The organism is Streptomyces sp. MB09-01 (genome assembly GCF_033794505.1).
In the GTDB taxonomy this organism is placed as follows: Bacteria; Actinomycetota; Actinomycetes; order Streptomycetales; family Streptomycetaceae; genus Streptomyces.
On sequence record NZ_JARAYQ010000001.1, the window covers coordinates 96378 to 119079 of the forward strand.

General features: G+C 72.1%; 17 protein-coding genes, 1 tRNA gene and 1 pseudogene. 15 read left to right on the forward strand and 4 right to left on the reverse strand.

The annotated features are described in order from the left end of the window. The first annotated feature begins 10 nt into the window (after positions 1–10). The 8 genes and pseudogenes from PV721_RS00410 to PV721_RS00445 all read left to right on the forward strand — a co-directional run bounded on the left by PV721_RS00410 (position 11) and on the right by PV721_RS00445 (position 10007). Entirely contained in the window at positions 11–244 is a 234-nt protein-coding gene (locus PV721_RS00410) for a hypothetical protein (protein WP_008738908.1), read from the forward strand. 131 nt (positions 245–375) lie between these two features. After that, a tRNA-Ala gene (locus PV721_RS00415) sits at positions 376–448 on the forward strand. Positions 449–693: 245 nt separating this feature from the next. Beyond that, positions 694–3564 carry a leucine--tRNA ligase gene (gene leuS / locus PV721_RS00420; RefSeq protein WP_319720702.1) on the forward strand — a complete coding sequence of 957 codons (2871 nt, stop codon included), beginning with the start codon at positions 694–696 and terminating at the stop codon, positions 3562–3564. A 141-nt stretch (positions 3565–3705) separates the two neighbouring features. Next, complete coding sequence (locus tag PV721_RS00425) at positions 3706–4428, forward strand: hypothetical protein (RefSeq protein WP_319720703.1); 723 nt, start codon at positions 3706–3708, stop codon at positions 4426–4428. A gap of 198 nt (positions 4429–4626) precedes the next feature. Beyond that, positions 4627–5472 carry a DegV family protein gene (locus PV721_RS00430; protein WP_319720704.1) on the forward strand — a complete coding sequence of 282 codons (846 nt, stop codon included), beginning with the start codon at positions 4627–4629 and terminating at the stop codon, positions 5470–5472. 326 nt (positions 5473–5798) lie between these two features. Continuing rightward, positions 5799–6617 carry a helix-hairpin-helix domain-containing protein gene (locus PV721_RS00435; protein ID WP_416370991.1) on the forward strand — a complete coding sequence of 273 codons (819 nt, stop codon included), beginning with the start codon at positions 5799–5801 and terminating at the stop codon, positions 6615–6617. Then, positions 6614–8989: pseudogene (locus PV721_RS00440) on the forward strand (ComEC/Rec2 family competence protein); the annotation flags it as partial. The gene PV721_RS00435 and the pseudogene PV721_RS00440, both read left to right, overlap by 4 nt. A 136-nt stretch (positions 8990–9125) precedes the next feature. Next, positions 9126–10007: a YceI family protein gene (locus PV721_RS00445; protein ID WP_416370992.1), complete on the forward strand. Its 882-nt coding sequence runs from the start codon at positions 9126–9128 to the stop codon at positions 10005–10007. 14 nt (positions 10008–10021) lie between these two features. Here the strand turns inward: PV721_RS00445 and PV721_RS00450 are convergent, their stop codons facing one another. Then, positions 10022–10264 (reverse strand): hypothetical protein, encoded by a 243-nt coding sequence (locus PV721_RS00450; RefSeq protein ID WP_319720706.1) that lies wholly within the window; start codon positions 10262–10264, stop codon positions 10022–10024. Positions 10265–10340: 76 nt separating this feature from the next. Here PV721_RS00450 and holA point away from each other — a divergent pair, with 76 nt between their 5' ends. Together holA and PV721_RS00460 are read left to right on the forward strand one after the other, a co-directional pair. Then, positions 10341–11333 carry a DNA polymerase III subunit delta gene (gene holA / locus PV721_RS00455; protein WP_319720707.1) on the forward strand — a complete coding sequence of 331 codons (993 nt, stop codon included), beginning with the start codon at positions 10341–10343 and terminating at the stop codon, positions 11331–11333. 173 nt (positions 11334–11506) lie between these two features. Further along, complete coding sequence (locus PV721_RS00460) at positions 11507–12298, forward strand: N-acyl homoserine lactonase family protein (RefSeq protein WP_319720708.1); 792 nt, start codon at positions 11507–11509, stop codon at positions 12296–12298. A gap of 343 nt (positions 12299–12641) precedes the next feature. Here the strand turns inward: PV721_RS00460 and rpsT are convergent, their stop codons facing one another. Further along, a complete protein-coding gene (gene rpsT, locus PV721_RS00465; RefSeq protein ID WP_319720709.1) occupies positions 12642–12908 on the reverse strand; it encodes a 30S ribosomal protein S20 in 267 nt (88 codons plus the stop codon). Between the two features lie 198 nt (positions 12909–13106). On the opposite strand from rpsT, the gene lepA reads away from it, so the two are divergent. The 3 genes from lepA (at position 13107) to hemW (ending at position 18610) form a co-directional block, all read left to right on the forward strand. Beyond that, a complete protein-coding gene (gene lepA / locus PV721_RS00470) occupies positions 13107–14972 on the forward strand; it encodes a translation elongation factor 4 (protein WP_030384650.1) in 1866 nt (621 codons plus the stop codon). Between the two features lie 233 nt (positions 14973–15205). Further along, positions 15206–17095: an AMP-dependent synthetase/ligase gene (locus PV721_RS00475; protein WP_319720710.1), complete on the forward strand. Its 1890-nt coding sequence runs from the start codon at positions 15206–15208 to the stop codon at positions 17093–17095. 282 nt (positions 17096–17377) lie between these two features. Next, positions 17378–18610, forward strand: a complete 1233-nt coding sequence (gene hemW / locus PV721_RS00480) for a radical SAM family heme chaperone HemW (protein WP_319720711.1) — start codon at positions 17378–17380, stop codon at positions 18608–18610. An 88-nt stretch (positions 18611–18698) separates the two neighbouring features. On the opposite strand, the gene PV721_RS00485 is transcribed toward hemW, so the two are convergent. Next, positions 18699–19508, reverse strand: a complete 810-nt coding sequence (locus PV721_RS00485) for a DUF3097 domain-containing protein (protein WP_319720712.1) — start codon at positions 19506–19508, stop codon at positions 18699–18701. A 28-nt stretch (positions 19509–19536) separates the two neighbouring features. Next, positions 19537–20262, reverse strand: coding sequence for an MBL fold metallo-hydrolase (locus tag PV721_RS00490; RefSeq protein ID WP_319720714.1), 726 nt, complete (start codon positions 20260–20262; stop codon positions 19537–19539). A gap of 148 nt (positions 20263–20410) precedes the next feature. Here PV721_RS00490 and hrcA point away from each other — a divergent pair, with 148 nt between their 5' ends. Both hrcA and dnaJ read left to right on the forward strand, forming a co-directional pair. Further along, positions 20411–21427, forward strand: coding sequence for a heat-inducible transcriptional repressor HrcA (gene hrcA / locus PV721_RS00495; RefSeq protein ID WP_319720715.1), 1017 nt, complete (start codon positions 20411–20413; stop codon positions 21425–21427). Next, positions 21428–22567, forward strand: a complete 1140-nt coding sequence (gene dnaJ / locus PV721_RS00500; protein ID WP_319720716.1) for a molecular chaperone DnaJ — start codon at positions 21428–21430, stop codon at positions 22565–22567. It abuts the gene before it with no gap. The last annotated feature ends 135 nt before the right edge of the window (positions 22568–22702 follow it).

Below are 22702 nucleotides of genomic sequence, written 5' to 3' on the forward strand. Positions count from 1 at the left end.
TCGCTGACGGATGGGTGCACACCGGCGCCGGTGCGACTGGTGCAACAACGGCACGCCGATCGTGCGGGACATGGACCCGGTCAACCCCGACTACCAGTACTGGTGCGAGGAATGCGCGCGGGCGTTGATCATAAAAGGCGACCCGATCGAGACGTACCGCGAGCTGGAAGGGGAGCCGATCTACGGCCGGCTGCTCGACGAGCACTGCACGCTCAAGCGGTTCTATCAGTTCGCAAGAGCGTGACAAGTTGGATTAAATCGGACATGGCCCATGGTCGGTGGAAACCGATTTTTGGACCAGGGCCATGACCGTGTAATGTTTGGGACGTCGCCAAGGGGAACCGGCAAGGGACACCGAAGCGGCAAGCAGAACAAGGGGCTATAGCTCAGTTGGTAGAGCGCCTGCATGGCATGCAGGAGGTCAGGAGTTCAATTCTCCTTAGCTCCACAGTGAAGAAGCGGGCCACCCGGATCGGGTGGCCCGCTTCTCGTTGTGCGGTCGTCCGAGCGGGCGCCACGGGTGCTGCGGTACCCTGACGCCATGCGTGCCGTACGCCTTCTGCTTACCGAGCCGCGCTGATCAGCGCCGACCTTCGAAAGGTCGGCATCGGCGCGGCGTCCCCTCCTGTGTGAGGGGTTTTTTCGTTTGGGCAGGCAGACACGGCGAAGACGATCGATGGAGCTTCAGAAATCATGAGCGAGACGAACACCCCGGCCCCCGAGGCGGCCGAGGCGCACCGCTACACGGCTGCCATGGCCGCCGACATCGAGGCACGCTGGCAGGACGTATGGGACGCGCAGGGCACGTACGAGGCCCCGAACCCGACCGGTGACCTGGCCGGGGACCCCGCGGTGGTCGCACGGCCCAAGAAGTTCATCATGGACATGTTCCCGTACCCGTCCGGGGCGGGGCTGCACGTCGGTCACCCGCTCGGGTACATCGCCACCGACGTCTTCGCCCGCCACCAGCGGATGACCGGCCACAACGTCCTGCACACCCTGGGCTTCGACGCCTTCGGCCTGCCGGCCGAGCAGTACGCCGTGCAGACCGGCACGCACCCGCGGGTGTCGACCGAGGCGAACATCGAGAACATGAAGGTCCAGCTGCGCCGGCTGGGCCTGGGCCACGACAAGCGCCGCTCCTTCGCGACCATCGACCCGGACTACTACAAGTGGACCCAGTGGATCTTCCTGCAGATCTACAACTCCTGGTACGACGCCGACGCGGGCAAGGCCCGGCCGATCACCGAGCTGGTCGCCGCCTTCGAGGACGGCTCCCGTGAGGTTCCCGGAGGCCGTGCCTGGGCCGAGCTGACCGCGGGCGAGCGCGCCGACGTGCTGAACGGCTTCCGGCTGGCCTACGCCTCCGACGCGCCGGTGAACTGGTGCCCCGGGCTGGGCACCGTACTGGCCAACGAAGAGGTCACCGCGGACGGCCGGTCCGAGCGAGGCAACTTCCCTGTCTTCAAGTCGCGCCTGAGCCAGTGGAACATGCGGATCACCGCCTACGCGGACCGGCTGCTGGACGACCTGGACGCGCTGGACTGGCCCGAGGCCATCAAGCTGCAGCAGCGCAACTGGATCGGCCGCAGCGAGGGCGCGCGCGTCGACTTCGCGCTGGGCGACGAGGCGATCACCGTCTTCACCACCCGCCCGGACACCCTGTTCGGCGCCACCTACATGGTGCTGGCGCCTGAGCACCCGCTGGTCGAGAAGTTCATCCCGGCCGCCTGGCCCGAGGGCACCCACGCGGTGTGGACCGGCGGATACGCCACCCCGGCCGAGGCCGTCGCCGCGTACCGCAAGCAGGCCGCGGCCAAGTCGGACGTCGAGCGGCAGGCCGAGGCCAAGGACAAGACCGGTGTCTTCACCGGCGAGTACGCGGTCAACCCGGTCAGCGGTCAGAAGGTCCCGGTCTTCATCGCCGACTACGTGCTGATGGGCTACGGCACCGGCGCGATCATGGCGGTCCCGGCGCACGACGCCCGCGACTTCGAGTTCGCGCGCGCCTTCGAGCTGCCCGTCCGCTGCGTGGTCGAGCCGACCGACGGGCGCGACATCGACCCGGCCGAGTGGGACGACGCCTTCGTCGCGTACGACGCCAAGCTGGTCAACTCGACGGGCGAGGGCATCTCCCTGGACGGCCTGGGCGTCGTCGAGGCGAAGGCCGCGATCACCGACTGGCTGGCCGAGCGCGGCATCGGCGAGGGGACCGTCAACTTCCGCCTGCGCGACTGGCTGTTCAGCCGGCAGCGCTACTGGGGCGAGCCCTTCCCGATCGTCTACGACGAGGACGGCGTCGCGCACCCGCTGCCCGAGTCGATGCTGCCCCTGGAGCTGCCGGAGGTCGAGGACTACTCGCCGCGCACCTTCGAGCCGGACGACGCGGCCTCCAAGCCGGAGACCCCGCTGTCGCGCAACGAGGAATGGGTCAACGTCCAGCTGGACCTGGGCGACGGCCGTGGTGTCCGCTCCTTCCGGCGCGAGACCAACACCATGCCGAACTGGGCCGGTTCCTGCTGGTACGAGCTGCGCTACCTGGACCCGAACAACGCGTCGGCCCTGGTGGACCCGGAGATCGAGCAGTACTGGATGGGCCCGCGCGAGGGCGCGCCGCACGGCGGTGTCGACCTGTACGTGGGCGGCGCCGAGCACGCCGTGCTGCACCTGCTGTACGCGCGCTTCTGGTCCAAGGTGCTGTTCGACCTGGGTTACGTCTCCTCGGCGGAGCCGTTCCACAAGCTGTTCAACCAGGGCATGATCCAGGCGTACGCGTACACCGACGCGCGCGGCGTCTACGTCCCGGCGGCCGAGGTCGAGGAGCGCGACGGCGGCTACTTCTACCAGGGCCAGCCCGTCAAGCGTGAGCACGGCAAGATGGGCAAGTCCCTGAAGAACGCCGTCACGCCCGACGAGATCTGCGAGGAGTACGGCGCGGACACCCTGCGCCTGTACGAGATGGCGATGGGCCCGCTGGACGTCTCGCGTCCGTGGGACACCCGTGCCGTCGTCGGCCAGTACCGCCTGCTGCAGCGCCTGTGGCGCAACATCGTCGACGAGGAGACCGGCCTGGTCACCGTCGTGGACGGGGAGCCGGCCGAGGACACCCTGCGCGCGCTGCACAAGGCGATCGACGGGGCCGGCGCGGACATGGCCGGGCTGCGCTTCAACACCGCCATCGCGAAGATCACCGAGCTGAACAACGCCCTGACGAAGGCGGGCCGCCCGCTGGAGCGCTCGGTCGCCGAGCGGCTGGTGCTGCTGATCGCCCCGCTGGCGCCGCACATCGCCGAGGAGCTGTGGAGCCGTCTGGGCCACGGGGAATCGGTGGTCCACCAGGACTTCCCGGTCGCGGACCCGGCGTACGTCGTGGACGAGACCGTGACGTGCGTGGTGCAGGTCAAGGGCAAGGTCAAGGCGCGGCTGGAGGTGTCGCCGGCGATCTCGGAGGCGGAGCTGGAGCAGCTGGCCGTGACCGACGAGGGCGTCGTGGCGGCCCTGGGCGGCGCGGAGATCCGCAAGGTGATCGTGCGTGCGCCGAAGCTGGTGAACATCGTCATCTGACCGCGGTAGGACGGGGCACCCATGTATGGGGGAGATCCCGTACGGGCAGGTTGGGGGTTCGAATGGAACCCCCAGCCTGCCCGTGGCGTTTACGGTTGAGGTGACGGCAGTAAGCCGGCGGGGACTGGGGAAGGGACACTCATGGAGGCCGCGTTGATCATCTTCGCGCTGATGGTGCTTTTCGCCTTCCTGGGCTTGGGCGCGTACGTGACCGTCAAGGTGGTGAAGGCGACCAAGCGCGGAGTGGACCGGACGATCACCCAGGCGCGACGGACGGTGGAGGACACCACCCTGCGGGCCAAGAGCTTCGGCCAGGTCGGGGTCACGGGAGCGCTGGCGCAGCTGCGGCTCGACCTGCGGACGTCGATGCGGTCCACGCAGCAGGCGCTGCACGAGGGGGTCCGGCTCGACGCCTCGCTGCGGGAGTCGATCGCCCTGTTCGAGCGGCTGAGCGCGCACGGCCACGAGCTGGACGACGAGCTGAAGCGGCTGGAGCAGGATCCGGACCGCACGCGGATCGCGGAGCGCATGCCCGACCTGCGGGAGCGGACGGCCAAGATCACACAGGCCGCGGATTCGCTGCGCTGGGCCGCGCGGGACCGTGCCAGCCGTTTCGCGGAGGACGACCTGTCCGCCCTGTCGGCCCAGATCGAGATGGAGTCCGGCGCGCTGCGGGACTGGTCGCGGGAGTCGGTGGACCACCTGGCGGCGGCGGCCGCGGAGTGGGACGCGGCGCAGCAGGCGCAGGACCCGCAGCCGGCACAGCAGCAGCGTGAGCAGCCGCAGAAGGCGGCGCTGAACCCTGCCGCTCCGGCGCCCGAATACCCGTGGCAGAAGACACGCCGACCGGAGAGCACGACCTGATCGGCAGTTCTCGACCTGACCGGCAGTTCTTCGAGCCTCGCCGCACGCATCCGGCCTCGCCGGCGTTTGCGGCGCAGGGTCTGGGGCGAGCCCCGATGTCGGAAGGGGCCGGGGAGACGAGCCCCGCACAGCCGGACGCAGGCCCCGGCAAGGGGCCCAGGCTGCCGTCACACCCCCACTGGCGGTAACCTCCGCCTCATGTCCCGCCATGTCGCCATCGTCACCGATTCCACGGCCTACCTGCCCCAACCTGCCATGGCGCGGCACGGAATCACCTCCGTCCCGCTGACCGTGGTCCTCGGCGGCGAAGCGCTCGAGGAGGGCACCGAGATCTCGGCGCGCAGCCTGGCCGTGGCCCTGCAGAAGCGCCGGTCGGTGACCACGTCGCGCCCCAGCCCGGAGGAGTTCGTCCGGGCCTACCGGGCGGCCGCGGACGCCGGGGCGACCGGCATCGTCAGCCTGCACCTGTCCGCCGAGCTGTCCGGCACGTACGACGCCGCCGTGCTCGCGGCGAAGACCGCATCCGTGCCGGTGCGCGTCGTGGACACCGGCATGATCGCGATGGCCCTGGGCTTCTGCGCGCTGGCCGCCGCCGAGGTTGCCGGGGCGGGCGGTTCCGTGGACGAGGCCGTGGCGGCCGCCGAGAAGCGGGCGGCGGACATGTCCGCGTACTTCTACGTCGACACCCTCGACTACCTGCGTCGTGGCGGCCGGATCGGGGCCGCGCAGGCCCTCCTCGGCTCGGCGCTGGCGGTGAAGCCCCTGCTGACGCTGGAGGGCGGGCGGATCGAGCCGCTGGAGAAGGTGCGTACGGCCTCCAAGGCCATCGCCCGCCTGGAGGAGCTGGCCGTAGAGCGGGCCGGGTCCGCGGCCGTCGACGTGGCCGTGCACCACCTGGCGGCACCGGAGCGGGCCGAGAAGCTCGCCCAGCGGCTCCGTGAGCGCATCCCCGGACTGGTCGAGCTGCACGTCAGCGAGGTCGGTGCGGTGATCGGCGCGCACACCGGGCCGGGGCTGCTGGCGGCGGTCGTCTCCCCTCGCTGAACACCTCGCCGTTCCCCTCGCTCATCATCGTGCTGGTCACCGGAACGAGTGGCCCGGTTATCCACAACGGGCCGGCCATCCACCGGAATTGAAGGCTCCGAACGGGGGCCGGGGCGGGCCCCTACCGTCGTGGCATGACTCTTCGAACGCGTACTTCGCATCCGTCGGGCGGCGCCACCAGTGGTCCGGGCCGCTCCCGTCCTTCCGACAGCCGTGTCTTTGACGGCCGGCTCTCCGACAGTCGCTTCCCGGGCGGTCGTCTGCGCCACCGCCGTGGCCGCGCCGGGCGCCCGGGACACCGGGTTTCCCAGGCGGAGCCCGGCGCGGTGCGCCGGCGGGCCGAAGCCCTGCTCGGTGGCAGCGGTCCGCCGCAGGCACCGCCGCCGGCCGAGGCGGATCCCGGGACCCTGCCCGGCGAGGGCGCCGGGTCCGGGGCCGCCGGGCTCGAGGCGGGGCTGCCTCCCGGGGCAGCGCGGAGGCTGGCCGTGCGGGAGCGACTGCCACTGTGGCTGCAGGCTCGCTGCGGGGTGGAGCCGCGCACGGTGGCCGCCGTCGCGGTGGTGCTGGCCGCCGCCGTCGGCTTCGCCGGGCATCAGTACTGGTCGGCCCGGCCGCGGGAGGTGACCGTCCCGGCGCAGGTCGCCCCCGGGGTGGTTCCGGCGGCGGCCACGGCGCCGACTGCCGCACCGCCGGCGGGTGGGGGCGGGGGCGCCGGTGGCGGCGCGCGGATCGTCGTCGACGTCAGCGGCAAGGTCCGGGACCCCGGGGTGCGCCGGCTGCCCGCCGGTTCGCGGGTGGAGGACGCGCTGGCCGCCGCCGGGGGAGTGCGTCCGGGTACCGACACCACCGGACTGAACCGGGCCCGGGTGCTGGTGGACGGCGAGCAGGTGCTGGTGGGCGCCCCGGCGCAGCCCGCGCCGGCCGGGGCCGCCGCCGGTCCGGGTCCGGGTCCGGGGCCGATCAGTCTGGGTTCGGCCACGGTCGCGCAGCTGGACGGTCTGCCGGGGGTCGGGCCGGTCCTGGCCCAGCACATCGTCGACTTCCGCACCGCCCGCGGCGGCTTCCGGTCCGTGGAAGAGCTCCGCCAGGTCGACGGCATCGGGGAGCGGCGCTTCGCCGACCTGCGTACGCGGGTGCGGCCGTGAACCGCTCCGAAGGGCCGCCGGGCCCGGTGGATCTGCGCCTCGCGGTGCCGGCCGTGGCCGCTTGGGCGGCGGCCGCCCTCGCCCTGGACGCGCCCGCCGGCCGGACCGCCCTCGGGGTGGGGCTGGGGGTGGTCTGCGCGGGCCTGCTGATCCTGGCCGGGTGCCGGCGCCCGGGCCCGCGGTGGAGGGTCGCCCCGGCCGTGGCGGCGGCCCTGCTCTGTGCGGCGGCCGGGGCCGGGGTGGCGGGGCTCCAGCGGGCCGAGGCGCGGGCCGGGCCGGTCGCAGGGCTCGCGCGGGAGCAGGCCCGCGTCCTCGCCGAGCTCACCGTCGGCTCCGATCCGCGGACCGCCCGCGGTGGGAGCGGGCCGCCGGTGGTGGCGCTGGACGCGGTGGTGACCCGGGTGACCGGGCCCGACGGTACGAGCACCCGGGTCGAGACCCCGGTGCGGGTGCTGGCAGGGCATGCGGCATGGGCCCGGCTGCAGCCGTCGACCCGGGTGGCGGTGGTCGCCCGGCTGGCCCCGGCCCGGGACGGGGAGCGGGCCGTGGCGCTGCTCCGCCCGGCCGCTGACACCCCGCCCCGGGTGACCGGCGGTCCGGACACCGCGCAGCGGCTCGCGGGGCAGCTGCGGGCCGGGCTGCGCGAGGCCACCGAGGGGCTCGCACCGGACGCCAGGGCCCTGCTGCCGGGGCTGGTCGTCGGGGACACGTCCAGGGTGCCGCCCGATCTGTACGAGGCCTTCCGGGCCACCGACCTGCTGCACCTGCTGGCCGTCTCCGGGTCCAACCTGACCGTGGTGCTCTTCCTGCTCATCGGGCCCCCGGCCCGCGCGCAGCAGGCCGAACGGCGCGGGCTCGCGCCCCGGCTCGGGCTCTCGCTGCGGGTGACCGCCCTGTGCGGGGCGGCCCTGACGCTGGGGTTCGTGGTGGTGTGCCGGCCGGAGCCCAGCGTGCTGCGGGCCGCGGCCTGCGGGGCGGTCACCCTGCTGGCCATCGCCACCGGGCGGCGCAGGTCCCTGATCCCGGCCCTGGGCGCGGCCGTACTGCTGCTGGTGCTCTACGACCCGTGGCTGGCCCGCAGTTACGGTTTCCTGCTCTCCGTGCTGGCCACCGGGGCGCTGCTCACCCTCGCTCCCCGGTGGAGCGAAGCCCTGCGGCGGCGCGGGACGGGACCCCGGCTCGCCGACGCGCTCGGGGCCGCCGCGGCCGCCCAGGCGGTGTGCGCGCCGGTGGTGGCCGTGCTCGCGGCCCGGGTCAGCCTGGTGGCGGTGCCGTGCAACCTGCTGGCCGAGCTCGCGGCGGGTCCGGCCACGGTCCTCGGCTTCGCCTCGCTCGCCGCGGCCCCGCTGTGGATGCCCGCCGCGCAGGCGCTCGCCTGGTGTGCGGGCGTGCCGGCCGGGTGGATCGCGGCCGTGGCCCGGACGGGGGCGCGGGTGCCGGGGGCGGAGCTGGCCTGGCCGGGCGGACTCACCGGCGGCCTGCTGCTGGCCGCGGTCATCGTGGCCGCCGTTGCCGTGGGGGGCAGGATCGGGCGCCGGCGGTGGCTCTGCTCCGCGCTGGCGGTGCTGCTGCTCCTCGCCGTGCTGCGGCCGCCGCAGCTCACCCGTACGCTCGCCGGCTGGCCTCCGCCGGACTGGAGCTACGTCCAGTGCGCGGTGGGGCAGGGGGACGCCGCCGTCCTCGCGGTCGGCCCGGGAGAGGCCCTGGTGGTGGACGCCGGACCGGAGCCCGGCCCGGTGGACCAGTGCCTGCGCGCGCTGGGTGTGCACCGGGTGCCGATGCTGCTGCTGACGCACTTTCACGCCGACCACGTCGGAGGGCTGTCCGGGGTGCTGCGCGGGCGGTCCGTGGGTGTGATTCAGGCCACCACCCTGGAAGAGCCGTCGGCGCAGGCGGAGTTCGTCCGCCGGACGGCCGCGGCCGCAGGTGTGCCCGTCGTGCAGGCGGCCCAGGGGGAGCGCCGCCGGGCCGGCCCGCTGGAGTGGCAGGTGCTGTGGCCGCCGGCGGCCGGGCCGCCGCCCGAGGGGCCCAACGACGCGAGCGTCGCCCTGCTGGTACGCGGTTCCGGCCTGACCCTGCTCCTGCTCGGCGACCTCGAACCACCCGCGCAGCAGGCGCTCCTGAGGGAGCATCCGCAGTTGGGGCCGGTGGACGTCCTCAAGGTCGCCCACCACGGCTCCGCGCACCAGGATCCCGAGCTGACCGCCCGGGTCCGGCCGCGCCTCGCGATTGTTCCCGTCGGCACAAAAAACCGCTACGGGCACCCCGCGCCGGGTACGCTCGCACGCCTGCGGGCGGTGAGGGCGACGGTGCTGCGCACCGACACCGACGGCGCGATCGCCGTCAGCGGAAGCGGCGTTCGTATGCGTGCGTTTCCGGCCAACCGGCGCCGGATCCGGCGCGGGCATACCGGGCGCGACCGCTCTGTTTGCCCACAACCCGACAGCATGATCGAATGCGTCTTCGCCAGAACGGTCCAAGTCCACACAGCACGGGGGTGCATCAGCCATGTTCGGTCGCAGGCGGGGGATGGAGACGGCCGGAAGTTCCAGCCCGCACACATCCGCGACACTGACGCTGCCGCCGACGGCACGTCTGCTCAGCTGCCGGGTTCTCGACACGGTCCACCAGCCGATCCGGCAGGCCGCGTTCGAGGTGACCGACCCGATCGGGCGACGGATCGTCAGCGGCGAGACCGATCCGTTCGGCGGTTTCACGGCGGCCGTGCCGGAGGGGGAGTACCGGCTCTCCGTCACCGCCGAGGGGTACACGCCGTTCCACGGGGCGACGCTCGTGGGGGACCCGGCGCAGCCGGGCACGGGGGAGATCGTCCTCGACGCGGTGGAGCCGCCGCTGCTGCCGCAGCCCGGTCACTGGGAGCTCGACCCGACGCACTCCTCCATCGCCTTCACGGCCCGGCACATCGGGATGGCCCGGATCCGCGGCCGGTTCAACACGTTCGCCGGAGCGGTACGGATCGCCGAGCGCATGGAGGACTCCTCCATGCACGTGATCATCGATGCGGCGAGCATCGACACCGGGGTGCGGCTGCGCGACGACCACTTGCGGTCGGGGGACTTCCTGGACGCGGTGCGGTACCCCACGGTGGAGTTCTACAGCGAACGGTTCATCCACCGCAGTGGCAGCCGCTGGGCCGTGGCCGGCGCCCTGACCCTCCACGGGGTCAGCCGTTCCGTCACCCTGGACACGCAGTACCTGGGTCTCGGCACCGGCCTGGAGGGCGAGCCGCGGGCCGCCTGCCGGGCCACCGCCGAACTGAACCGCGAGGACTTCACCTTGAACTGGCAGTCGGTGCTGGCGCACGGGATCGCGGCGATCGGTCCGAGCGTGGACGTGACGCTGGACGTCCAGATCGTGCACAAGGCCTGATCCCGGACGCTCCCCTAAGGGGCTTCCAGCCAGCCTTCGTACTCGGCGGCGAGGCCGTCCAGCGAGGTGGCGTCGAGCCGTTCCTGAGGATCCTCGACGACCACCAGCCACTGGGCGTCCTCGGCGTCGTCCTCGCCCGCCAGCGCGTCGCGGACCAACTGCGGTTCCTCCGGGAGGCCGAAGCGGTCCACGGCCTCCTGCGCCACTTCCTCGGCGGCGTCGCGGTCGGGCAGGACGAGTACATGTCGCACGTTCACGCGACCATTCTCGAGTATGAGGTGAGGGGGGCCGTGGCGCGGGGGGCTGTCAGTGCGGCATGGGATGCTGGAGGCGATGGCCACCAGGAAGAACCCCACCGACGATCCGCTCGCCCCGCTCACCCTCGCGGTGGGACAGGAGGAGCTGCTGCTCGACCGCGCCGTGCGGGAGGTGGTGGCGGCCGCCCGCGCCGCCGATGCCGACACGGACGTCCGCGACCTCGCCTCCGAGCAGCTCCAGCCCGGCACGCTGGCCGAGCTGACGAGCCCCTCGCTCTTCTCCGAGCGCAAGGTGCTGGTCGTGCGCGATGCGCAGGACCTGTCCGCGGACTCGGTCAAGGAGGTCAAGGCCTACCTCGACGCGCCTTACGAGGAGATCATCCTCGTCCTCCTCCACGCGGGCGGGGCCAAGGGCAAGGGCCTGCTGGACGCGGCGCGGAAGGCCGGCGCGCGGGAGATCGCCTGCCCGAAGATGACGAAGGCCGCCGACCGGCTCTCGTTCGTACGGGGCGAATTCCGCACGCTGGGCCGGGCGGCGACCCCGGAGGCCTGCCAGACCCTGGTCGACGCGATCGGCAGCGACCTACGGGAGCTGGCGAGTGCGGCGGCGCAGCTGTGCGCGGACGTCGAGGGCACCATCGACGAGGCCGTGGTCGGCCGCTACTACACCGGCCGAGCCGAGGCCTCCAGCTTCACGGTCGCCGACCGGGCGGTCGAGGGACGTGCGGCCGAGGCCCTGGAGGCCCTGCGCTGGTCCCTGTCCACCGGGGTGGCGCCGGTCCTCATCACCAGCGCCCTGGCCCAGGCGGTGCGCGCGATCGGCAAGCTGGCCTCCGCCCCGCGCGGGGCCCGCCCCGGCGACCTCGCCCGGGACCTGGGCATGCCGCCGTGGAAGATCGACCGGGTCCGCCAGCAGATGCGGGGCTGGTCGGCGGACGGTGTCGCGGACGCGCTGCGCGCCGTGGCCGCCGCCGACGCGGGGGTCAAAGGCGGCGGCGACGACCCCGAGTACGCCCTCGAGAAAGCGGTCGTCGCGGTGGCCCGCGCGGCCCGCCCGCAGCGCCGCTAGGCCCGTCGCTCCTCATCCGGATCCTGTCGGGCCGCGGATACGGCCTCCCGGCCCGCGGCCGTCGGCGCGTGGGTCCGGCGCGCCAGGGTTAGCCTGGACACGGGGAATCCGCCGGTCAGGCCGCCTCCACCACGGGACGGAAGCGGCGTCCGGGTGGGCGAGAGGAAGGTGCCGTGGCCGGCAGACTGCGGGTGACGACGGTGGACGCCGGGCCCTTCTCCATGCCGAAGAGCGGCCTCATGTACGGGTCCGCCGGCATGGTCACCGTGCCCTCGACCGTTGCCGTCATGGAGCACGCCACCCACGGGCTGGTCCTCTTCGACACGGGGATCAACCACCGCGTGGCGGACCCCGAGGCCGCCGAGGCCCACTGGGGTCCGGGGCTGCGGGCGGCGTACGGGGCCGAGGGGTTCACCCGGGCGCACGCCGTCGACGCGCAGCTGGAGCGCCTCGGCTACCGGCTCGGAGACGTCAGGTACGTCGTCTACTCCCACCTGCACCTCGACCACGCCGGAGGGATGACCTACTTCCCGCACGCCGTGCACGTGGTCCAGCACGAGGAGCTGCGTCACGCCTGGTGGCCGGACCGCTGGACCGCCCGGGGCTACGCGTTCAACGACTACGCGGGCAGTCGGGACTACGAGTTCCTGGAACTCAGGGGCGACACGGACCTGTTCCAGGACGGAACGCTCACCGTCCTGCACACCGCCGGCCACACGCCCGGTCACCAGGGCGTGGTCCTGGATCTCGAGAACTACGGACGGATCGGCCTGATGGGCGACGCCGCGCACCTGCAGGAGGGACTGGACCGGAACGTTCCCATGCCCAGCGACTGGAACATCGAGGAGAAGATGCTCAGCCACGGCCGGCTGCGCGCGCTGTCCCGGGCCGGCATCCCCGTGTTCCTCTCCCACGACCCCGGTCACTTCGCGTCCCTGCCGCACGACGGCGAGTTCTGGGACTAGATCCCGAACAGACGGCCCGGCGGGGAGCCTGCGGCCGGGCTCGGGAACAGCGCCAGCGTCGTGACCAGCGACATTGCGGCCCACGAGAGCCCGCCGCGCCGCTCCGCTTCCCTGCGCGAAGGGCGCCGCACGAGGGCACCGCGACCAAAGTGCCGCCGCCGTCCGCGGGCAACGCGAAGGCCCCGGCCGCCACCCTGGGGAAGGGTGGAGGCCGGGGCCTTCGGTCACTGCATTGGTGCGCCGCACCCGCGTGGCGAACGCAGGCCGCGTGCGGCGCGGTGTGCCGGTGAAGGAGCGGAAGAGAGGGCCCGCTGGGTCCTTACCGGCGATTCACATCGAGAGCTCAGCCCTGGAGGGAGGCAACCTTGATCGCCAGCGCCGACTTCTTGTTGGCGGCGGCGTTCTTGTGGATGACACCCTTCGAGACAGCCTTGTCGAGCGCACGCGCGGCGGCGCGAGAAGCCACGGTGGCCTTCTCGACGTCACCGGCGACGACGGCCTCGCGGGCCTTGCGGATCGCGGTCTTGAGCGAGGACTTGACGGCCTTGTTACGCAGGCGCGCCTTCTCGTTCGTCTTGTTCCGCTTGATCTGGGACTTGATGTTCGCCACGAAAGAGCCTTTTCAGGTTCAGAGTTTTGTTCTTCGGATTGTGCCTCGACAGCTGAGAGGGCATACGAGACACAGCTGCCCAGGCTACCAGGCACGCTCCTGGCGGCCCAAACCGAGCGCACTGCCCCGTCCATGGGACCATGGGAGGACTCAGACTCCGTTCCGAGTTCCGACTGCGACCGAGAATCAGGACACTGCGTGCCCGCGATCCCCAGCCACGTGCCCGAGCCGAGCCGTACCGACTCGGCGTTGATCCGCAATTTCTGCATCATCGCGCACATCGACCACGGCAAGTCGACGCTTGCCGACCGGATGCTCCAGATCACCGGTGTGGTCGACCAGCGGCAGATGCGCGCCCAGTACCTCGACCGCATGGACATCGAGCGTGAGCGGGGCATCACGATCAAGTCCCAGGCGGTCCGGCTGCCCTGGGCGCCCACCACGGGCGAGGGTCAGGGCAACACCCACATCCTCAACATGATCGACACCCCCGGGCACGTCGACTTCACCTACGAGGTCTCGCGCTCCCTCGCCGCGTGCGAGGGCACGGTCCTCCTGGTGGACGCCGCCCAGGGCATCGAGGCCCAGACCCTCGCCAACCTGTACCTGGCGATGGAGAACGACCTCGCGATCGTTCCCGTACTGAACAAGATCGACCTGCCGGCGGCCCAGCCGGAGAAGTTCGCGGAGGAGCTCGCGAACCTCATCGGCTGCCAGCCCGAGGACGTACTGCGCGTCTCGGCGAAGACCGGTCTCGGCGTCGAGGCGCTGCTCGACAAGGTCGTCGCCACCGTCCCGGCCCCGGTCGGCGTCAAGGACGCCCCGGCCCGCGCGATGATCTTCGACTCGGTCTACGACTCGTACCGCGGCGTCGTGACCTACGTGCGTGTGGTCGACGGCCAGCTGAACAAGCGCGAGCGCATCCGGATGATGTCCACCGGCGCCACGCACGAGCTGCTGGAGATCGGCGTCTCCTCGCCGGAGATGACCCCGTCCGACGGCATCGGCGTCGGCGAGGTGGGCTACATCATCACCGGCGTGAAGGACGTCCGCCAGTCCAAGGTCGGTGACACCATCACCAGCCTGCACAACGGCGCCACCGAGGCGCTCGGCGGCTACAAGGACCCGCGGCCGATGGTCTTCTCGGGCCTGTACCCGCTCGACGGCTCGGACTACCCGGACCTGCGCGAAGCCCTCGACAAGCTGCAGCTGAACGACGCCGCGCTCGTCTACGAGCCGGAGACCTCGGCGGCGCTCGGCTTCGGCTTCCGCGTCGGCTTCCTCGGCCTGCTCCACCTGGACGTGGTCCGCGAGCGCCTGGAGCGCGAGTTCGGCCTCGACCTGATCGCCACCGCGCCCAACGTGGTCTACCGGGTGGTCATGGAGGACGGCAAGGAAGTCACCGTCACCAACCCGAGCGAGTTCCCCGAGGGCAAGATCTCGGACGTGTTCGAGCCGGTCGTACGGGCCACCGTGCTCGCCCCGACCGAGTTCATCGGCGCGATCATGGAGCTGTGCCAGCAGCGCCGCGGCACCCTCCTCGGCATGGACTACCTCTCCGAGGACCGGGTCGAGATCCGCTACACCCTCCCGCTCGCGGAGATCGTCTTCGACTTCTTCGACCAGCTGAAGTCCAAGACGCGCGGCTACGCCTCCCTCGACTACGAACCCACCGGCGAGCAGTCCGGCAGCCTGGTCAAGGTCGACATCCTGCTGCACGGCGACAAGGTCGACGCCTTCTCCGCCGTCACGCACAAGGACGCCGCCTACGCCTACGGCGTGCGCCTGGTCGCCAAGCTGCGCGAGCTCATCCCGCGGCAGGCCTTCGAGGTGCCGATCCAGGCCGCGATCGGCTCCCGCGTCATCGCGCGCGAGACCATCCGCGCCATCCGCAAGGACGTCCTCGCCAAGTGCTACGGCGGTGACATCTCCCGTAAGCGGAAGCTGCTGGAGAAGCAGAAGGAAGGCAAGAAGCGGATGAAGATGGTCGGCTCCGTGGAGGTCCCGCAGGAGGCCTTCATCGCCGTCCTGTCCAGCGACGAGTCCGGCGGCAAGAAGAAGTAGCGCCGCCCCGCCACTCGACGGAATCAGGCCCCCACGCACCGGCGTGGGGGCCTGTTTCGTTATGAACCGGCCGCTCGCGAGCTCTTACGCAGGCGCCGGACGGGCTTTAGTCTGATCACTGCTCGATGGTTACTCGCCAGTCACTAGCTGGTACGTCTCAAACCCGCCAGTCCCCAGCGCACCCAAGCGCCCCACGCCCACGCACTACCGCGTGGATCGGTCCGGAGGATGTCGTGAGCGACACACAGGCCTATCTCGAGAACCGCCCGCCCACCGTGGCGGTGCTCTTCCTTGAGCGCGTCGCAGCGACGCCGAACGCGGAGGCCTACCGGTTCCCGGTGCCCGCGGCCGGCGGCCAGGGCGCCGACGACTGGAAGTCGCTCAGCTGGGGCCAAGCGGCCGAGCGGGTCTTCGCCATCGCCGCCGGGCTGATCGCCCTCGGCCTGCAGACGGAGGAGCGCGTCGCGCTCGCCTCCAACACCCGGGTCGAGTGGATCCTCTCCGACCTCGGCGTGATGTGCGCGGGCGGCGCGGTCACCACCGTCTACCCCAGCACCAACGCGGACGAGTCGGCCTTCATCCTCGCCGACTCCGAGAGCCGGGTGCTCATCGCCGAGGACGCCAAGCAGCTGGCGAAGGCGCGCGAGCGCCGCGCCGACCTGCCGAAGCTGGCGCACGTCGTGGTCCTGGAGGCCGCGGACGCGGTCGCCGCCGACGGCGACCCCGAGGGCTGGGTGCTCTCGCTCGCCGAACTGGAGGCGCGCGGCAAGGAGTACCTCGTCAAGCACCCCGAGGCGGTCAAGGAGCGGGTCTCGGCCATCACCTCCGACCAGCTCGCCACCCTCATCTACACCTCCGGCACCACCGGCCGCCCCAAGGGCGTGCGGCTGCCGCACGACAACTGGTCGTACATGGCCAAGGCCATGGTCGCCACCGGCCTGATCGGCCGGGAGGACGTGCAGTACCTGTGGCTGCCGCTGGCGCACGTCTTCGGCAAGGTGCTGACCTCCGGGCAGATCGAGGCCGGGCACGTGACGGCCGTCGACGGCCGGATCGACAAGATCATCGAGAACCTGCCGATCGTGCAGCCCACGTACATGGCCGCCGTTCCGCGCATCTTCGAGAAGGTCTACAACGGCGTGGCCGCCAAGGCCCGCGCCGCCGGCGGAGCCAAGTACAAGATCTTCCAGTGGTCGGCCGGCGTCGCCCGCGAGTACGCCAAGGTCACCCAGGACAACTTCCGCCGCACCGGTCAGGCGAGCGCCCCCTTCGGCCTCACCACCAAGCACAAGATCGCCGATGCGCTCGTCTACTCCAAGCTCCGCGAGGCCTTCGGCGGCAACCTGCGCGCCGCCGTCTCCGGCGCCTCCGCGCTGGCGCCCGAGATCGGCTACTTCTTCTCCGGCGCGGGCATCCACATCCTGGAGGGCTACGGCCTGACGGAGTCCAGCGCGGCCTCCTTCGTCAACCCGGGCGAGGCCTACCGCACCGGCACCGTCGGCAAGCCGCTCCCCGGCACCGAGGTCCGCATCGCGGACGACGGCGAGGTCCTGCTGCGCGGCCCCGGCATCATGCAGGGCTACCACCAGCAGCCGGACAAGACCGCGGAGGTCCTGGAGTCCGACGGCTGGCTGCACACGGGCGACATCGGCGAGCTGTCGGCCGACGGCTACCTGCGCATCACCGACCGCAAGAAGGACCTGATCAAGACCTCGGGCGGCAAGTACGTCGCCCCGGCGGAGATCGAGGGCCAGTTCAAGGCGATCTGCCCGTACGTGTCGACCATCGTCGTGCACGGCGCCGACCGGAACTTCTGCTCGGCCCTGATCGCCCTCGACGAGCCGTCGATCCTCACCTGGGCGGCCGACAACGGGCTGGAGGGCAAGACGTACGGACAGGTCCTGGCCGCACCGGAGACGGAGCGCCTGATCGAGACGTACGTACAGACCCTGAACGAGGGCCTCCAGCGCTGGCAGACGGTCAAGAAGTTCCGACTGCTGCCGCGTGACCTCGACGTCGAGCACGGGGACCTGACGCCCAGCCTGAAGCTGAAGCGGCCGGTGGTCGAGCGTGAGTTCAAGCACCTGATCGAGGAGATGTACGAGGGGTCGCGCGAGGCGTGACGCCTGCCGCGGGCTCGGCGGGGCGAGGCGGCCGGGCCGCCCCGCGGAGCTTCGCCGCTGCCTGACGGGGCCGGGAGTGGGGCTGCTGGGAGGTGCGTCCCTGCGGGCTGCTTCCCGGGGCTCCGCCCCGGTCCCCGCGCCTCGAACGCCGGTGGGGCCGGATTGGCTCCGGCCGGGCCGGATTGGCTCCGGCCGGGCCGGGATGGTGCCGGCGGGGCCGGACCGGGCGTCGGGATCGTGCGGCGGGGCTGAGGCGTGTCCGGGGTGCGGGAGAATGGGGGCATGCCTTCCGCACTGCCCGACGGTGAACCCATGCCCGAAGACGGCTCGCTGCCGTCGCATGCCCTGGAGGGCGCGGGGGAGCGGCCGCTCGGGTTCTACCTGCACGTCCCGTACTGCGCCACGCGCTGCGGGTACTGCGACTTCAACACCTACACGGCCACCGAGCTGCGGGGCACCGGAGGCGTGCTCGCCTCCCGGGAGAACTACGCCGACACCCTGATCGACGAGGTCCGCCTCGCGCGCAAGGTCCTCGGGGGCGACCCGAGGGCCGTACGGACGGTCTTCGTGGGCGGCGGTACGCCCACGCTGCTGCCGGCCGGGGACCTCGTACGGATGCTCGCGGCGATCCGGGACGAATTCGGCCTGGCGCAGGACGCGGAGATCACCACCGAGGCCAACCCGGAGTCTGTGAATCCGGAGTATCTGGCCGAGCTGCGCGCCGGGGGCTTCAACCGGATCTCCTTCGGCATGCAGAGCGCGAAGCAGCACGTCCTGAAGGTGCTGGACCGCACCCACACCCCGGGCCGCCCGGAGGCCTGCGTCGCGGAGGCGCGGGCCGCGGGCTTCGAGCACGTCAACCTCGACCTGATCTACGGGACGCCGGGGGAGTCGGACGAGGACTGGCGGGCGTCGCTCTCCGCCGCGCTCGGCGCCGGGCCGGACCACATCTCGGCGTACGCGCTCATCGTGGAGGAGGGCACGCAGCTGGCGCGCCGGATCCGCCGGGGCGAGGTCCCCATGACGGACGACGACGTGCACGCCGACCGCTATCTGATCGCGGACGAGGTCATGGCCGAGGCCGGCTACTCCTGGTACGAGGTCTCGAACTGGGCCACCTCGGAGGCCGGGCGCTGCCTGCACAACGAGCTGTACTGGCGCGGCGCCGACTGGTGGGGCGCGGGGCCCGGCGCGCACTCGCACGTGGGCGGGGTCCGGTGGTGGAACGTCAAGCACCCGGGCGCCTACGCGGCCGCCCTGGCCGAGGGCCGCTCCCCGGGCGCGGGGCGCGAGCTCCTCTCCGAGGAGGACCGGCGGGTCGAGCGGATCCTGCTGGAGCTGCGCCTCGTGGACGGCGTCCCGCTGTCCCTGCTCGCCCCGGCCGGGCTGGCGGCCTCCCGCAAGGCCCTCGCGGACGGGCTGCTCGACGCCGCGCCGTACGAGGCCGGGCGGGCCGTCCTGACCCTGCGGGGCCGGCTGCTGGCCGACGCCGTGGTCCGGGACCTGGTGGACTGATCGCCGCCCGGCTCTCGGCTGGGTGCATCCGAGCGGCTGCCGCCGACAGCGCGCGGCGGATGTGGGGGGACCCTTGAGACGACCGTGCTCAGGCGGCACCACCGGCCGTGACGAAGTCGATCAGCTCCTCGACGCGGCCCAGCAGGGTGGGCTCCAGGTCCTTGTAGGACGTCACCCGGGACAGGACGTGCTGCCAGGCGGCGCCCGTGTTCTCCGGCCAGCCCAGGGCCCGGCAGACGCCCGTCTTCCAGTCGCGGCCCCGCGGGACCACCGGCCACGCGCGGATGCCGAGTGCGGACGGTTTCACCGCCTGCCAGACGTCGATGTACGGGTGGCCCACGACCAGGACGTCCGGCGAGGTCACCGACGCCGCGATACGGGACTCCTTCGAGCCCGGCACCAGGTGGTCCACCAGGATCCCCAGCCGGGCGTCCGGGGCCGGGGCGAAGTCCGCCACGATGGCCGGGAGGTCGTCGATGCCCTCCATGTACTCCACCACCACGCCCTCGATCCGCAGGTCGTCGCCCCAGACCCGCTCGACCAGCTCGGCGTCGTGGCGGCCCTCCACGTAGATCCGTCCGGCCCGCGCCACCCGCGCCCGGGCCCCCGGGACGGCGATGGAGCCCGAGGCGGTGAGGCGGGGAGCGGAGGGGCCGCGCGAGGGGCGCGTGAGGGTGACCACGGCTCCGTCCAGCAGGAACCCGCGCGGCTCCATCGGGAACACCCGTCGCTTGCCGAAGCGGTCCTCCAGGGTCACCGTGCCCGCCTCGCACGCCACCACCGCGCCGCAGAAGTCCGTACCCGCCACCTCGACCACCAGATCGGGCTCGGCCGCCACCTCCGGCACTGCCTTGGGACGCTTCCACTGCGGGGTCAGGTCGGGGGAGTACTCGCGCATCCGGCCGACAGTAGGAGAGCCGCCCGCGTCATGTCTCCGACACGCCGAAACGGGCTGCCAGTGTGGCGCGTTGCGCACGGACGAAGCCTGCCGTGACCACCGCTCCGTGACCCGGCACGTACAGTGCGTCGTCGCCGCCGAGCGCCAGCAGCCGGTCCAGGGCGGCGGGCCACTGCCGGGGCGCCGCGTCCGGACCCGCCGAGGGGTCGCCCGACTCCTCGACCAGGTCCCCGCAGAACACCGTCTCGCGCCCGCCCGGCACGAAGACGGCCAGGTCGTGCCCGGTGTGCCCGGGACCCACATTGGCCAGCAGCACCTGCAGCCCGCCCAGGTCCAGCGTCCACTCGCCCGACACCAGGTGCTTCGGCGTCACCAGCCGGTCCACCGCCTCGGCCGCCTCCGCTTCCGCCAGGCCGTGCCGCACCGCGTCCCCGCGCAGCTCCTCGCGGCCCGTCGACAGCAGCGCGTCCAGACCGACCGCCCCGAACACCTCGGCCCCGGCGAAGGCCGCCGCGCCGAGCACGTGATCGAAATGGCCGTGTGTGAATGCGATATGGGTCACGCGCCGGCCCGTCAGCCGCTCCGCCTCGGCCCGCACCTGAGCGCCCTCCCGGACACACGAACCGGGGTCGATGAGGAGCACCGACTCGTCCCCCACCACCAGCCCCACGGTGCAGTCCCACACAGGCAGGCGTCGCCGGCCGGCCCGTCCGGTCAGCCGTTCCCAGCCTTCCTCTTCCCAGCGCACGTCCATGGGGCGACGCTACCCTGGCGGGCCTCCCTTGCCAGGGGCTTACCGCCCGGCCGTACACTGAGCGGGGGATCTCTGGCACTCGAACGGACAGAGTGCCAACCAACACGGCAGAACACGGCAACGGACCACAGCTGGAGGTGTGCGCGCGATGCTCAGCGAACGCAGACTCGAAGTGCTGCGCGCCATCGTCCAGGACTACGTCGGGACGGAGGAGCCGGTCGGCTCCAAGGCGCTCACCGAGCGGCACCGGCTCGGCGTCTCGCCCGCGACCGTGCGCAACGACATGGCCGTGCTGGAGGACGAGGGCTACATCGCCCAGCCCCACACCAGCGCGGGCCGGATCCCCACCGACAAGGGCTACCGCCTCTTCGTCGACAAGCTGGCGGGGGTCAAGCCGCTGTCGACGCCCGAGCGCCGGGCCATCCAGAACTTCCTCGACGGCGCCGTCGACCTCGACGACGTCGTCGGCCGCACGGTGCGGCTGCTCGCGCAGCTCACCCGTCAGGTCGCGGTCGTCCAGTACCCTAGCCTGACCCGGTCGACCGTCCGGCACGTGGAGCTGCTCTCGCTCGCTCCCGCGCGCCTGATGCTCGTACTGATCACGGACACCGGGCGGGTCGAGCAGCGGCTCATCGACTGCCCGAGCCCCTTCAGCGAGACCTCGCTCGCCGACCTGCGGGCCCGGCTCAACAGCCGGGTCGTCGGACGACGCTTCACCGATGTGCCCCCGCTCGTCCAGGACCTGCCCGAATCCTTCGAGGCGGAGGACCGGGGCACCGTCTCCACCGTGCTCTCCACCCTCCTCGAAACCCTGGTCGAGGAAGCCGAAGAGCGGCTGATGATCGGCGGCACCGCCAATCTCACCCGCTTCGGACACGATTTTCCCCTGACGATCAGGCCGGTGCTCGAGGCGCTGGAGGAGCAGGTCGTGCTCCTCAAGCTGCTCGGCGAGGCCAACGAGTCGGGAATGGCCGTACGGATCGGGCATGAGAATGCCTACGAGGGACTGAACTCCACGTCCGTCGTCTCGGTCGGTTACGGTTCGGGCGGCGAAACAGTCGCCAAACTCGGCGTGGTCGGACCGACCCGCATGGACTACCCCGGAACGATGGGAGCGGTACGCGCAGTGGCACGTTACGTCGGACAGATCCTGGCGGAGTCGTAAGTGGCCACGGACTACTACGCCGTTCTCGGCGTGCGCCGCGACGCATCGCAGGACGAGATCAAGAAGGCATTCCGTCGGCTCGCGCGCGAGCTGCACCCGGATGTGAACCCCGATCCCAAGACGCAAGAGCGTTTCAAGGAGATCAACGCCGCCTACGAGGTCCTCTCGGACCCGCAGAAGAAGCAGGTCTACGACCTCGGCGGCGACCCGCTGTCCTCCTCGGGCGGAGGCGGCGGCGCGGGCGGCTTCGGGGCGGGCGGCTTCGGCAACTTCTCCGACATCATGGACGCCTTCTTCGGCCAGAGTCAGCAGCGCGGCCCGCGCTCGCGGACCCGGCGCGGCCAGGACGCCATGATCCGCCTGGACCTGGAGCTGGACGAGGCGGCCTTCGGGACGACCAAGGACATCCAGGTCGACACTGCCGTCGTCTGCACCACCTGCTCCGGCGAGGGCGCCGCTCCCGGCACCGCCGCGCAGACGTGTGACATGTGCCGTGGGCGCGGTGAGGTCTCGCAGGTCACCCGTTCCTTCCTCGGCCAGGTCATGACCTCGCGGCCCTGCCCGCAGTGCCAGGGCTTCGGCACCGTGGTCCCGACCCCGTGCCCCGAGTGCGCGGGCGACGGACGGGTCCGCTCCCGCCGCAGCCTCACGGTCAAGATCCCGGCCGGCGTCGAGAACGGCACCCGGATCCAGCTCGCGGGCGAGGGCGAGGTCGGCCCCGGCGGCGGTCCCGCCGGCGACCTGTATGTGGAGATCCACGAGCTGGCGCACCCGACTTTCCAGCGGCGCGGGGACGACCTGCACTGCACGGTGACGATCCCGATGACGGCGGCGGCCCTGGGCACCAAGTGCCCGCTGGAGACGCTGGACGGCCTGGAGGAGATCGACATCCGGCCCGGCACCGGCTCCGGGCAGGCGATCCCGCTGCACGGGCGCGGCGTCACCCACCTGCGCGGCGGCGGGCGCGGCGACCTGATCGTCCACGTCGAGGTCACCACGCCGGGCAAGCTGGACGCCCAGCAGGAGGACCTGCTGCGCCAGCTGGCGAAGCTGCGCGGCGAGGAGCGGCCGATGGGCCAGTTCGCGCCGGGCCAGCAGGGGCTGTTCAGCCGCCTGAAGGACGCGTTCAACGGTCGCTGAGCGACCGGCGGACACCGCTGAGAGCCCGGCCAGGGGATTCCCTGCCGGGCTCTTCGCATGGGCCCGGCGGGGGCCCGAGACCGGCTCGGGAAGCGGACTATGCCAGGCGAATGCCATGATTCGGCCCCATGAGCG